Raw genomic sequence first — 13,747 nt, forward strand, 5'->3', positions numbered from 1 at the left:
ATCAATGAAGAGGGGGATGACAGGAATGAGCGATTTGTTCAAAAAGGCGATTTCATTAGGGCTAGGTCTTACCGTCGTAAGCAAAGAAAAGATTGAAAAAACAGTGGATGATCTAGTAAAACGCGGTGAACTCGCGCCGGGTGAATCCAAGGCTCTAGTTGAACGTCTGATGGAACGAGGAGACGAGGAGCAAGGTCAGCTGAAGAAAGTAATTCACGAACAGGTTAGACGTGTGCTGCAGGAAGTGGGCGTACCTTCAAAAGATGAAGTAACAGGTCTAGAGCAACGTGTAGCGCTCCTTGAGAAGAAACTTGCAGAACTGAATCAGACACCACAGCTTCAAACGGATAGCTCCCCTGCTCCACTTGAAGTTCCTCCTCTCAAAGGAAACGAGATCGAGTAGATGGCTGTACGAATTAAACATGTCGGCAGATACCGTGAAATTGCCATGGCGCTAGTGCGTCATGGCTTCGGTTATATGGTCGAGGAGTTGGGTTTGTTCCAAATTCTCGCCTTACCCCGCCGATGGATGTCGCGTGAAGCCCACACGACCAAAACATTGAGTGAGCGTATACGGCTAGTGCTGCAGGAGCTGGGGCCGGCTTTCGTTAAGCTGGGGCAATTGGCGAGCACACGGGCAGATTTGTTGCCTGAGTCTGTCATTCGTGAACTGGTGAAACTGCAGGATCAGGTTCCACCGTTTTCTTCGGAGACGGCTAGGGGTATTTTGGAACAGGAATTGGATATACCGCTGGAAGAGATCTTCTCCCGGTTCGAGGATACCCCTGTAGCTGCGGCCAGCATTGGTCAGGTGCATTTGGGTAAACTTCAGAGCGGTGAGGCGGTTGCGATCAAAATTCAGCGACCTGGCATCTCACGAATTGTGCAGCGCGATTTGGATATTTTGCGCGAGTTGACCGCGATGGCTGAGAAGCGCTGGGATTGGGTGAAGCAGTACCAGATTCCGCAAATGGTTGAGGAGTATGCACAAGCGCTGATGGCTGAGTTAGATTACACCATTGAAGCGAGAAATACCGAGAAGATCGCACAGCAATATCAACCGGACGAGAAGGTGAAGATTCCGACGATTTACTGGGATCAGACGTCTTCCCGTGTGCTCACGATGGAGTATATCGAAGGAATCAAGCTGAATGACCGTGAACAATTAGTTAAAAAAGGACATGACCTGAACGATATTGCACAGCGGCTGGTAGATTCGTTATTGAATCAGATTTTCATCCATGGCTTCTTCCATGCTGACCCACATCCAGGTAACCTGATGGTACTCAAGGATGGTAGATTAGCCTTTATTGACTTTGGCATGGTAGGAACGTTGAGTGACGAGATGAAGCAACAGCTGGCTACGCTTATTATTGGACTGATGCGCAAAGATACGGACAGTATGGTTCGTTCGATTGAGAAGCTGGGTATGATGCCTGATGATATGGATCTTCGCGGGCTACATGTCGATTTGGACAAGCTCAGAACGAAGTATTACGATATTCCTTTTTCCAAAATCAGTGTAGGTGAGGCGCTCAATGACCTGTTCGGCGTGGCTCAGCGGCACCGTGTGGTGATGCCTGCGGATATTCTATTGTTAGGCAAGTCGCTACTGACGATGGAAGGTGTCATTGAGCATCTCGACCCATCCTTGAGTATTGTGGATATGGCGGAGCCCTTTGGACGTAAACTGATTAAGGAACGATTCAGCCCAGGCAGGATCAAAAATAAACTGTTCCGCAGTGCTGCCGACATGGCAGAAAGTGTGATTGGATTGCCAGGACAATTGCGGCAGTTATCTTCGATTATCAGCAAAGGAAAGCTGCGATTGGAAGTCAGTGTGCCTGAACTGGAGACGCTGCTGCGCAGGCTGGATCAGATCAGCAACCGATTATCATTCAGTATCGTACTGCTTGCCTTTTGTATCATTATGGTTGGACTTATCATCGGTTCATCGATCAGTCATCAGGCAACGATGCTATGGGACATTCCGGTGATTGAGATTGGATTTCTTGTGGCTATATTGATGGTGGCGTTTCTGCTCTATTCGATATTTAAATCAGGGCGGTTCTAGACTAATATTGAAATAAACAATAAGGGTATTTACACGCTAGCCACTCCGATGACAGAATAACCTTCCGATCGCTGTTATCCCCAGATTTTTTTGATTCCCTTTGATAAAGGGGAAAATCCGGGGATAAAGGCGAACGCTTCGCTTCTTCATGTTATTTCTGTCCTCTCCGTTATGGTGTAAATGTTTAGTTCAAAAATATAGCTAGAACCGTGATTTATTGGGGAGTAAATATTACGAGGCTGTCTCAAAGTCACATAGGTGACTTGAAGACAGCCTCGTAATTTTTAAAATGTTGGTAACCATATAGACTTTTAGGAACCTGAACTATTACATATCGTTTTCTACCTTTAAAAAGTATATTAATGCTTAATTAATTATTTATTAGAATCTTTTTTCATCCAAATGCAGAGTCAATTAGAAATCATGAATGCTGGATGCAAGTTTACCCGAAACCTCGCCATTCACGGCATACTCGTTGCCGCTCCATTCCAAGACGTAACTTCCGCCGCGCATGCCTTGTGGATACCCCTCTTCAAAATTAGTCCAGATCAGAGTATCGTGTGAAGCAATTGTCTTCTCGAAATAGATTTTATCCGTGCTCCCTTTATGCGTCAGGGTGACTTGGACTGGATGGCTACTATTATTTTTCATGATGAGTTTAAGATGTCCACGACCTGCACTTATGGTAAAAGCATTAGGAACCGAAGTGCCGCCAATGGCTTTATGCTCCCAATCTGCATCTTTTGTAGAGTGTTCAGTCTCATCTTCTCCATCCGCGGACGTATGGATCACCGAGTAGGTGGTTTCCGTTGGAAGTGTGCTGTCTTGTGAGTTACCGGAATGTGACCTGTCTGAGGTGACACCTACAATAAATGTGATAAATGTGGTCAATGCGATGGTCAACACTAAGGTGATCGTTACCCTTTTCTTCATGAAACATAATCCTCCAAATCGCAAATATAAAATGGAACAAGGCATGATAGACCGGTTAATTCTATAATATGTAAATCGTTACGTGTAATTAACTATAATAGGTATTTTTTCTGAATTTAAACCATGACGGCATAAAGAGCAAGTTATATTTTTTGACTAATTAAAGCATGTAAGAGTAATTTATAGAAAAAGGAAGATATTAAAAGATAATTCGCTATTATCTCCACATAAACGTATTCGTACATATAGGGCACCTTGTCTATAATAATAGGTCAGTACATAACGGATCCGGTTTTTCTGAGAGGGGAAAACCACGAGTATCATGAGCTTCAAACATCATTCTTTCATGATAACTCATCAGTATCGAAACGCCCGGAATGCAACGATGGAATTTAGGTGGATTCACACTGGAACGGATGCCGGTGCAGACCTGCATTTTATTTTTTGCTCTACAGTAGTTTTGGACGGTTATGAAGCCATACCACAGGTGCAGATGATCATCATTGCGGATAATGATTCCGCTATTTTGTGCTGGTTGTCTTCGTAAATCAGTGATGAATCGTTCTCTCGATGATCGGGTACTCATTTTAAATTTGGTGTTATAGAGCGGGAGGATTAGCAAGAAACATATGAATACGTTAAAACAACAATGGTTTGGCAACATTCGCGGAGATGTGCTGGCAGGTATTACAGTTGCGCTCGCACTTATTCCTGAAGCGATTGCCTTCTCCATCATTGCAGGTGTCGATCCGATGGTCGGATTGTACGCTTCCATTACGATTGCTATCGTGATTTCGATTGCCGGAGGCAGACCGGGTATGATCTCGGCCGCAACGGGTGCCATGGCAGTACTCATGGTTGGACTTGTCAAAGATTATGGCGTGGAATATTTATTCGCAGCGACCATATTAACGGGAATTATTCAGTTTATATTAGGTATTTTTAAAGTTGGACGATTCATAACCTTTGTGCCGCACTCGGTATTGACCGGATTTGTGAACGCACTGGCAATTCTTATTTTCATGGCACAGCTCACACATTTTACAGGCGCGAACTGGATGATGTATGCGATGGTTGCGGGCACGCTGGCGATTGTTTATATTTTGCCAAGATTTTTCAAAGCGGTACCGGCTCCCCTCATTGCGATCATTGTCATGACGATTATTACCATGGTCTTTCACTTAGATGTGAAAACGGTAGATGATATGGGTAAGCTGGCCAGTACACTCCCGATGTTCCATTTGCCTAATATCGCTTGGACGTGGGATACACTGATGATTCTGTTACCGTATTCCTTCACTATGGCGCTGGTAGGTTTGCTTGAATCTCTACTGACTGCAACGATTGTAGACGAGATGACCGAGACAAAGAGCAGCAAAAACCGGGAAGTACGTGGGCAGGGGATCGCTAACTTTGTTAACGGCTTATTCGGTGGTATGGGCGGTTGTGCGATGATCGGACAGTCGGTCATTAATGTGAAGTCGGGCGGACGTGGACGCTTATCCACCTTCACTGCAGGAGCGTTTCTGGCGATACTATTGCTACTTTTCAGTGGTGTAGTCAAGCAGGTACCAATGGGTGCACTCGTAGGTGTCATGTTTATGGTGTGCATCGGAACCTTTGACTGGAGTTCGGTTAAAAATATTGCTCGTGTACCTCGGGCAGAAGCGATTGTCATGGTAATTACCGTAGCGATTGTAGTCTATACACACGATTTGTCGATCGGGGTTATGGTCGGGGTTGTACTCAGTGTGCTGCACTTCGGCTGGAAACAGACCAAAATCCGTGTACAGACAAGCCAAGAGCAAGGGCAGAAGATTTATCGCGTGGTTGGACCGTTTTTCTTTGGTTCATCCTCTCATTTCGTGGATAAGTTCAACGCGGAGGCTGATCCGGACGAGATTACGATTGATTTTGGCGGATCACATATCTGGGATAATACGGCCGTCGTTGCGATTGGCAAGGTGAAGTTCAAATACGCGAAGCTTGGCAAAACCGTGCATCTGCGTGGACTGAATGAAGAAAGCTCACGTTTGTTAGAGCGAAGCGGATTCGCCACATCTGGCGGACATGGATGATAGACCGTTTGAAACTACGTTTGAACCACGGCAGGATGGTATCATTTGTAGCTGAATGAAGCAGTTTGGTAGCGGTGGAATCGAGTTACTTATAGCGGTAGATGAATGAAATGGTTTATATCGCTTAAATAAAGTGATTGCCAATCAAGCTGGGAGTGTCTGAAAACTCGGAAGGACGCAGATTTTGCCGAATTGTCGTTACAGGCCAGGAAATTTTCTGCAGGCGTACCGGGGCACGTCAAGGGAAAGTGACGCAGCAAGGGGCGAAAAGGTGGTAAAAGATGCACTTCAGCGAGTTTTCAGACACGACCTAGTAAGAGCTGATCTATAAAAATAATAACTTCTTCCTTACAGCGGTGACTTCTCTCAGGGTGCAACTTGGGAGAGGCGCCGTTGTTCTAGTTTTAACGAACCTAACACGTCTTATGTGTGGGGGGATCATGCTTTTGTTTTTCTAACGAATTACAGGCACGTTATACTGTCAGTATCGCCAATATGTCTTCTGTTTTTGGGGATATATCGAGTAATAGGGCTGCTGGAGTTCGTTAGAAATGACAACTCGTTAAATACGCTGGAATAGAGTGTGCTAGGTTCGTTAGGAATTCGGGGATCGTTTGGTTGAAAACGTGCTGCTACAAATCTCGGTAATTTGTGCTACAAGTTAGTAGATAACGCGGTATCCCCTTTTGTTTTGCTGGACTAACGTGTAAACTACAGGGTATGGAGAAGAAGAGCAACGTGTGGATTGCTTTTTAAAAAATTCATTTCATAATCATGGTTGATATAAGGGAAACTATGTAGGTTGAAATAGACATTTTACACTGATTAGATGGTTGTTAGGTCATTTGAGAGGTCATTGTAAAGTAAACTGGTTCAATTTATTACGCGAGTCATTATGAAATGGACTTATCTAAATGAATATACAGAGGTGTAACGATTGGCAAACTTTGAACAACTGGGCATTCGTCCAGAATGGTGCGAAATCCTGAAGCATCAGGGAATCGCTGTTGCGACTCCGGTACAGGAACGTTCGATTCCGGTACTACTCGGAGGACGCGATATTATTGCTGAGGCACAGACAGGCACAGGGAAAACACTGGCTTTTTTGCTGCCGATCATTCAGAAAATCAACGTATCTGACCGCTCACCGCAAGCGTTAATTATTGCGCCTACACGTGAACTCGCGTTGCAGATTACGGAAGAAGCGAAGAAGCTGACAGCGAATGATGATAAGCTGCATGTGCTTGCTGTATATGGTGGACAAGATGTAGAGAAGCAGCTGCGCAAATTGCAGAACGGTACTCAGATCGTAATTGGTACACCGGGACGTCTGCTTGATCACCTGCGCCGTGGCACATTGAAGCTGGATAACGTAAAAAAATTAGTGCTGGACGAAGCAGACCAAATGCTGCACATGGGCTTCTTGGATGATGTAGAGACGATTATTCGTGAACTGCCACACAAACGTCAGACGATGCTGTTCTCAGCAACTATGCCGAAGGGCATTCGGATGCTGGCTAAAAACTACATGAAAGACCCTGAGGATGTAAAAGTATCCTCGAAATCGGTTATTCCGATCCATCAGATTCGCCAGCAGGTGCTGGAGTGCACGGATCGTGGGAAGTTTGATGCACTTCGTGGCATGATTGATACGTATCGCCCATACCTCGCGATTATCTTCTGTCGGACGAAGCGTCGTGCCAACAAGCTGAACCAAGATCTGCGCGAAGCAGGGTACGAAAGTGATGAGCTTCACGGAGATCTGTCCCAATCCAAGCGTGAGAATGTCATGAAAGCATTCCGTGATGCCAAATTGCAGATCCTTGTTGCTACGGATGTAGCGGCACGTGGTCTGGACGTTGAAGGCGTAACACATGTATTCAACTACGATATTCCTCATGATGCGGAAAGCTACATTCACCGAATTGGCCGTACGGGTCGTGCGGGTGGAACAGGTCTTGCGGTAACCTTTGCAACTCAACACGACAGACCGGAGCTTGCGCGTATTGAAGAAGGTACTAACCAGAAGCTGAACCGTATTCAGTGGACAAGCGAAGGTCCAGTAGCTTCTACTGGAGCAACGCGTCGTACCATCAACAGTCAAGGTGATGACGAGCGTTCAGGCGGACGTTCTGCTGGCACAGGCAGTGCTCGCCGCGGTGCAGGTCGTAGCGACCGCAGAGATGGCGGTCGTGGTGGTCGTGGTTCCCGCGGCGGCGAAGGTGGACGCAGTGGTGGACGTAGCGGCGGCCGTAGTGGCGACGAGCGTAGCGCTGGACGTGGTTCCGCGCGCAGCAGTGACAGCAGTCGCGGCGCTGGTCAAGGCGGACGCAGCGCAGGTCGCAGCGGCGATGAGCGCAGCAGCAGCCGTAGTGGTGGCCGTAGCGCCGAGGGGCGCAGCAGCAACAGCGGCTGGGGTGGACGCAGTTCCGACCCACGCAACGCTGGGCGCGGCTCTGCGAAGGGTGACCGTCGCGATTCACGTCGCGGACGGTAAGATCGATTACGCTAGCGGTGGTATAACCATGCTGGCGTAACGATGATGCCATGCTGGATGTAAGCATGGCATATATACGAGAGGACTCCGGTACAACGGTACCGAGTTCTCGAACAAGGGTCACGGCAGGGGTTTGCCGTGGCCCTTTTTTCCGTGGGAGAAACGCATTAGATTCTGGTACGTATTGGATAGTCATGGATTATTTATAAGATGAACTGCACTTACGAGGATAGAGATGGATTGTTGCAAAGGTGGAGAATGCGGGTATACAAGAAGTGGGAAAATTGCCTATCTTAGTTATGTATATTGAACGTTTTATGGCTAGGAGGTTATACATGAGTACACATGGTTTGATTCAGGAACAGCGGAGAATACAACCTTTCTACTGGATATTTACACAGTTCATGAGTGGATTAGGCATGCTTATGGCATTAGCCATGATTGTAGGTTCGCTCTATCTAATCACCCAGTTTACAGTAGAGTGGCTTTGGTTGACGCTCATTTTGCTGCCGTTGGGGATGTGGTTTTTCTACGTCTTATGGCGAGCACGGCGTCGGTATGCGTGGAAGAATCGGCATTTGGATCGTGTGGAAATGGACGACTATCAGGTACGGTATATACGGTGGAACCCGGAAACCCGTGAGTCGGAAGAGGATATGTTTGACCGTTCTGCTATTTGGCGTGTGTATATGAGTCGTTATACGATGAAAAATGCTCATTTCTATAAGAAGGCCAAGTTGGGAGAGCATGTGATGCTTTATCAGTTTCTGCCGGAAATACATATCATCTACCGTCAGGGGATGCAGAACAAGATCTGTACCGTCCGTTTTTATGAAGGGGCTGAAGCTAAGGCATGGTTAGATGAGCTGTCCTCACAGGATGTTCCACTAACGTTCACAATGTATTCTAACGATAAGCTTGGTTCAGAAGAGCTTAGCGTCGGACTAGAGGAAGACCCATATCTGGAAGAGGCATCATGGACGGGAAATGTTCTGCTCCAATACGAGGCTTACCATGAGCGCAGGATGAAGATGATTCTGGATCAGATTGAGAGTGTTCAGTCAGCGAAAAGTGAGAAGAAACAGAAAAAGCCTCCGCGTAAGAAGGTCAAAGCCTTTCGCAATGTAGGTTGGGCTTGGCTTGTATTTGCACTCCAATGGGGAATAGCCATACTGCTCAAAGAGCAAGCAGAACAAGGTAATCTTAATCCGGTATCTTCCCTAATTCCTATCGTGCTTTATGTTGTTGGCGGCGTCATATTCGGTTTGTTAACAAAGACCTTTGTCTGGAAGCATGTGTTGATCTATTGTATATTCACTGCGGTTAACCTGGTTATTATCAGCGTCTCATTCTATTCTTCAGATGATATGAGTGCCGGTGCACGTATGTTGGATACTATGGGTGTTGTGAGCTTCCTAGGTGTCTTATTTGTTGCCCTGCCTTTAATCGCTTATCACTATCGGCTAACGGCGCGCAAAGGATTGCTGTATAAAAATGAGGATCAATCCTCCACTACCCAAGACAAGTGACATCACAATGAATTATCGTGAAATATAACATATAGAATCAAAGCTTATATTTAAGCCTTTTTAGAAGGAGGACTTCCTATGAGTGCATATACCCATTCACATGATCTCATCGAGAAGCAACGATCCATGTCACCTTCGTATCGAAAATTCCGTTATGCCACGTTGTATGCATATATGATCATCGGAGTTCTGCTCGTGATTGCGCCTGTTATTCTCCTTTTCGTAGATCTATCCATTTTAACGTGGTTCTTTCTTGGTGCGATTCCTTTTGGCGGCGTGTTAGCCTATCGTTCTTATCATCAATTACAACAGGAGACGTGGTTGGAGAATCACCTTAGTCAGACTCAGATGCACAATAACCAAATTAGATACAGCCAGTGGAATCCGCATACCAAAATGAACGAGGAGAACCAATTCGAGTGGTCTCAGATTCAAACGGTGTATTACGGCAAATATATGATAGATCGCCTTAATGCTTATGTGCATAAAGCACCTTCGGGTCAGCAAACCATGCCTGTCATTCACTTGGTATATCAGCAAAACATGAAGGATCGAGTTCATAGTGTGCCATTTTATGAAGAGCAGGATGCTGAAGCGTGGATGGAACGTCTTGCATCAACGGGGAAATTGAAGTTCACAACGATCCATACCGTTGGTTATGTACCTGAGGCAGAGCTGTTGAGGAAACTCCGTATGGATCGAGATCAAGAAGCATTTTCGTACACAGAACAATTAAGTCATCAGCACGATATGTATCTCGAGCGAGTGGAAGAACGGATGGAAGCCGATGACTATGACGAATTAACAGAGGAAGAAGAGGAAGAATTACTCGCACTAATGCGTGCTGAAGACGAGCAAGAGCGACGAGACTCATCAACGCGTAATGTAGGTCTAGGTTGGCTGGTATTTGTGCTGCAATGGGGCGTTGCTTATTTCATGGGGAGAGCTGCAGAATCCGGAAGTATTGAATCGGAACAATGGCTTATGCCGTCCATTATCATCATGATGGGTTGTGCACTGTTCTATATTTTAGTGAAGCGACTGATGTGGAAGCATATGTTGTTCTACGCTGGGGGCACACTTCTGAACTTCTTAGGCACCAGCATCCTGCTGGGAGGAAGTGATGAGACAACAGTGATTGGACAGATGAACCTTTCCTTGTCAGGCAGTGCAATATTATGTGCAGTGTTAGTTTGGATTCCATACATTCTCATCTATCCGCTCAGAGCAGGAAGAGATGGTCGTAGACAGGACGAATCCATATCCCTAAGTCATTCATAACCATTTATAATACAGCCCAATAATACAGTAAATGCACCCCGCATTCTGAGGAATCGTGGGGTGCTTTTGTATAGATCTATACATGATCATCACGAAGAAAATACACGTGTCGAAACTCGATGCAGGGATAAACTTATTTTTTGTCGTCTATATACAGGGATCTAAGTTTGCACTCATTTACCTATTTAAGATATCAAGATCACACCTCTGCGTAATGATCTCGATATTTCTCGTCATATACCCGACCGACTGATTCTGCCAGTCCACCTCGCGCTTTCTGAGGATAGCGTTCTATGGTGTGATACAAGCGCATGAATCGATCCTTGGGCATAAAGCGGGCGTAGCGGGTAATAAGACTAGGGAATAATTCAATATATTTGCTTTTGCGTACAGCCGCGGCGGCTACGGCAGTTAGGATCTGAATGCCATTGTGTAGCTGTAAAATATTCACCTCGTACGTAGCGATGTAACGAATGGCATCTTCACGAACCAGATCAGGCTTGAGTCGAGCAATCTCACCGATATATTCAGCGAGCAGCCGCTCGAAATTACGAAGCAGCAGTGGTTTCAACTGTAAATCCATGTCACTGCGAAGGACGAAGGATTGAAGTAAAGCCACTTGCTGAAGACGAATTCGATCATTGTATACGAGTGAGCCGATCTCACGCAGCATCTCGTATGCAAGAGCTTCATCCTCCTGTCGAGCTTCGGCGACTAGCGCCCAGTTGCGGTTGATGCCCTGACGGATCTTTTCCCGTTCCTCGTACAACAACCGCTTCATCTGGCGGAGTTGTTGAACAGGAAGGGCGCGTTTATGAATATAGATGAGCCATCCGATGAGCAGGAGAGACACGGTTGCGGCTAGCATCGTTTGATCGGTCGTCTCACCGAAATAGGTAGCAGCAGACCCCAGAATAATCGTAAATAGGAAATCACGAGCGATCCGGCGCTTAACCCTTGAGCCAGCATGTTCCTGAACATGAATCAGTGTGCTGCGGCCACAGGATGTGCATTCATCTTCCCATAAGCAAGTATATTGTCCACATCGCTTGCACACACGCAACTTTTCAAAGGCATATGTCGTCCGGTTAAAAGGTCTAATAGAAACCACTTGTTTTGTGCTCATGCTCTAATCACGCTCACCGTTCAGTATAGTGTACAGCGTGCGATCTGAATCTTCTCGGGTCACGGGCTTCCGGTTGTGAAGATAGAATCGAACCGCTCTAATTAGGACAAAAAGAAACAATATGGCGAGACATACGTATGTAACCATAATTCGATCCTCTCTAGATAGCGTTATTGTGCGTACAAATAAAGGTGATCGTACGCTACGTTGTTATATTGCGGTTTGATGGCAATAACTATATCATATTTCCATAGTTGGAATATTTGTTCCAACCAAAAGGCTGGAATCGTCGATTTTTGCCAGTCATTACAGAATTGTAACTGAAGATAGGGGTGCTTTTCAGAATTTATTAGTAGACTGTTAAGATTTCCTTAAGGCTTGACGCCTATAATAAACTATTCCCATTTTAATCTCAAACGTGAAGGAGTACACCTCATGCTGCGCACACGCAAAATACGCTGGCTTAGTGGAACCTTGGTTCTGCTGGTATTACTAACGCTACTGCTGCCTTCGACGTTGCTGCCTCAGGCGGTAGCGGCTCAGACACAATCAAGCGGAATTGATGCGGTACTTGTGGCCGATGTAAGTAATTCGATGAACACAAGTGATCGTGACAAGATTAGCAATGAAGCCATGAAAATGTTTATTGATATGTTACCTGTCCAAGGGGACAAGGTAGGGATTGTCGCATACACCGATCAGGTCGAGCGGGAGAAGGCGATGCTAGAGATTCAGTCAGATGCAGACAAAAGCAACCTGAAGGATTTTATTGATCAGCTGGGTAGAGGGCCATACACCGACATTTCAGTAGGTGTTGCCGAGGCTGTGAACATCCTGAACCATGGTGCTGATCCGTCTCATTCCCCGATGATCGTACTGCTGGCGGATGGTAACAACGATTTTAACAAAACAAAAGGTCGTACACAGGCACAGTCCGATGCGGATCTGGACATAGCCGTTAAGGAAGCACAGGCACAAGGCATTCCCGTGTATACGATTGGTCTGAATGCCGATGGCAAACTGAACAAGGATGCACTCGCTGACCTAGCCGAGCAGACAGGTGGTAAGTCCTTTATCACGGATACGCCGGATGATCTGCCACAGATTCTAAGCGAAATATTCGCAGATCATGCCAAATTAAATGTCGTAAAGCTGCCTTCCATTACGGGAAACGGCAGTTATCAGGAAGTTACCGTGAACGTGCCGAATGATAGTGTGTTAGAAGCTAACATCTCGATCATGTCATCGAAGCCAGTCGAGATCCAATTAACCGATCCAGCTGGCAATGCTGTCGATCTGAACTCCGATGCAGCCAAGCTATCTACTTCGAAGAGCTATTCCTTGGTGAAGTTGCTCAAACCGGAAGAGGGAGATTGGAAGCTGCGAGTCAAAGGGGCTCCGAAGGACAGTATTGATATCAATCTGCTGTTTAACTACGATCTGCAACTCGTCGTGGATCCAATTAAGACCAAGTCCTATAAAAAAGGCGACAAGATTGATCTAACCGCGAAGCTGGAGAATGGTGGTCAACCATTACAGGATCAAGACCTGTATGCTGATATGAAAGCAACGCTGGTGATCAATGATGTGGATACAGGTAAAAGTGAGGAACAGCCGATCGAGAACACAGGAGATGGATTTGCTGGTACGTTCACCGTTCCAGATAACCATCAATACGAGTTGGTTATTCGAGCAGAGGAAGATAGCTTTTACCGGGAGAGCGCTCCAGTCATCATTAATGCTGGCGGAGCAGCAGGAAGTGGAACTCAGCCAACGACATCAGCCGGTGGGGAGGACAAGCCATTCCCATGGTTACCGGTCATTCTGGGTGTCATCGCTCTGATCGTTGTGGCGGTTGGAGGCTGGTTCCTGATGGGCTGGCTGAAACGTAAAAATCGCGGGTTTGTCGGTCAGATGGTCGTGGAGATTCGTGATGAGAACACGGGAGACAAGTCCTATCCGCAATATAAAAAGTTAGCATCGTTCCGGGGCAAGTTCCATCTGCATCAATTGTTGCAGTTAGACCCTGAACTAAAGGAAACCGAAAAATATATCTTCACACCCGGCAATGGTGACCGGATTATGATACGCAACACGGCAGGAGGCACGCTGGAGAAATCGGGTCGTGCGGTCGATGCAAGCTCAGGCGTTGAACTGAAGAACGGTGATCGGCTGAGCATCCCGCTGCAACAAGCGGATAAAACCATTTTGATTGAGTATTTAGTGTAA

General features: G+C 46.3%; 10 protein-coding genes. 8 read left to right on the forward strand and 2 right to left on the reverse strand.

The annotated features are described in order from the left end of the window. Window positions 1-25 precede the first annotated feature (25 nt). Window positions 26-403: a phasin family protein gene (locus M3636_RS17415; protein ID WP_128103876.1), complete on the forward strand. Its 378-nt coding sequence runs from the start codon at window positions 26-28 to the stop codon at window positions 401-403. After that, a complete protein-coding gene (locus M3636_RS17420; protein ID WP_128103875.1) occupies window positions 404-2,074 on the forward strand; it encodes an ABC1 kinase family protein in 1,671 nt (556 codons plus the stop codon). A gap of 414 nt (window positions 2,075-2,488) precedes the next feature. Here the strand turns inward: M3636_RS17420 and M3636_RS17425 are convergent, their stop codons facing one another. Continuing rightward, a complete protein-coding gene (locus M3636_RS17425) occupies window positions 2,489-3,007 on the reverse strand; it encodes a pilus assembly protein (RefSeq protein ID WP_251383358.1) in 519 nt (172 codons plus the stop codon). Between the two features lie 385 nt (window positions 3,008-3,392). Between M3636_RS17425 and M3636_RS17430 the strand changes: the two genes are divergently transcribed. The 5 genes from M3636_RS17430 to M3636_RS17450 all read left to right on the forward strand — a co-directional run bounded on the left by M3636_RS17430 (window position 3,393) and on the right by M3636_RS17450 (window position 10,392). Further along, a complete protein-coding gene (locus M3636_RS17430) occupies window positions 3,393-3,554 on the forward strand; it encodes a hypothetical protein (RefSeq protein ID WP_251383359.1) in 162 nt (53 codons plus the stop codon). An 82-nt stretch (window positions 3,555-3,636) separates the two neighbouring features. Further along, window positions 3,637-5,085, forward strand: coding sequence for a SulP family inorganic anion transporter (locus M3636_RS17435; protein ID WP_251383360.1), 1,449 nt, complete (start codon window positions 3,637-3,639; stop codon window positions 5,083-5,085). Between the two features lie 937 nt (window positions 5,086-6,022). Next, window positions 6,023-7,582, forward strand: coding sequence for a DEAD/DEAH box helicase (locus M3636_RS17440; RefSeq protein ID WP_251383361.1), 1,560 nt, complete (start codon window positions 6,023-6,025; stop codon window positions 7,580-7,582). A gap of 335 nt (window positions 7,583-7,917) precedes the next feature. Continuing rightward, window positions 7,918-9,111 (forward strand): hypothetical protein, encoded by a 1,194-nt coding sequence (locus M3636_RS17445; protein WP_251383362.1) that lies wholly within the window; start codon window positions 7,918-7,920, stop codon window positions 9,109-9,111. Window positions 9,112-9,189: 78 nt separating this feature from the next. Continuing rightward, a complete protein-coding gene (locus M3636_RS17450) occupies window positions 9,190-10,392 on the forward strand; it encodes a hypothetical protein (RefSeq protein WP_251383363.1) in 1,203 nt (400 codons plus the stop codon). A gap of 199 nt (window positions 10,393-10,591) precedes the next feature. On the opposite strand, the gene M3636_RS17455 is transcribed toward M3636_RS17450, so the two are convergent. Next, window positions 10,592-11,518 (reverse strand): hypothetical protein, encoded by a 927-nt coding sequence (locus M3636_RS17455; protein WP_251383364.1) that lies wholly within the window; start codon window positions 11,516-11,518, stop codon window positions 10,592-10,594. Window positions 11,519-11,953: 435 nt separating this feature from the next. On the opposite strand from M3636_RS17455, the gene M3636_RS17460 reads away from it, so the two are divergent. After that, window positions 11,954-13,747, forward strand: coding sequence for a vWA domain-containing protein (locus M3636_RS17460; protein WP_251383365.1), 1,794 nt, complete (start codon window positions 11,954-11,956; stop codon window positions 13,745-13,747).

This window comes from Paenibacillus sp. MER 99-2, assembly GCF_023714095.1.
Taxonomy (GTDB): Bacteria; Bacillota; Bacilli; order Paenibacillales; family Paenibacillaceae; genus Paenibacillus.

Excerpts from the sequence above, each read along its gene's own strand:
- M3636_RS17415 (WP_128103876.1), top strand. The coding sequence starts at position 26 with ATGAGCGATTTGTTCAAAAAGGCGATTTCATTAGGGCTAGGTCTTACC.
- M3636_RS17420 (WP_128103875.1), top strand. The coding sequence starts at position 404 with ATGGCTGTACGAATTAAACATGTCGGCAGATACCGTGAAATTGCCATG.
- M3636_RS17425 (WP_251383358.1), bottom strand. The coding sequence starts at position 3,007 with ATGAAGAAAAGGGTAACGATCACCTTAGTGTTGACCATCGCATTGACC.
- M3636_RS17430 (WP_251383359.1), top strand. The coding sequence starts at position 3,393 with ATGGAATTTAGGTGGATTCACACTGGAACGGATGCCGGTGCAGACCTG.
- M3636_RS17435 (WP_251383360.1), top strand. The coding sequence starts at position 3,637 with ATGAATACGTTAAAACAACAATGGTTTGGCAACATTCGCGGAGATGTG.
- M3636_RS17445 (WP_251383362.1), top strand. The coding sequence starts at position 7,918 with ATGAGTACACATGGTTTGATTCAGGAACAGCGGAGAATACAACCTTTC.
- M3636_RS17450 (WP_251383363.1), top strand. The coding sequence starts at position 9,190 with ATGAGTGCATATACCCATTCACATGATCTCATCGAGAAGCAACGATCC.
- M3636_RS17455 (WP_251383364.1), bottom strand. The coding sequence starts at position 11,518 with ATGAGCACAAAACAAGTGGTTTCTATTAGACCTTTTAACCGGACGACA.
- M3636_RS17460 (WP_251383365.1), top strand. The coding sequence starts at position 11,954 with ATGCTGCGCACACGCAAAATACGCTGGCTTAGTGGAACCTTGGTTCTG.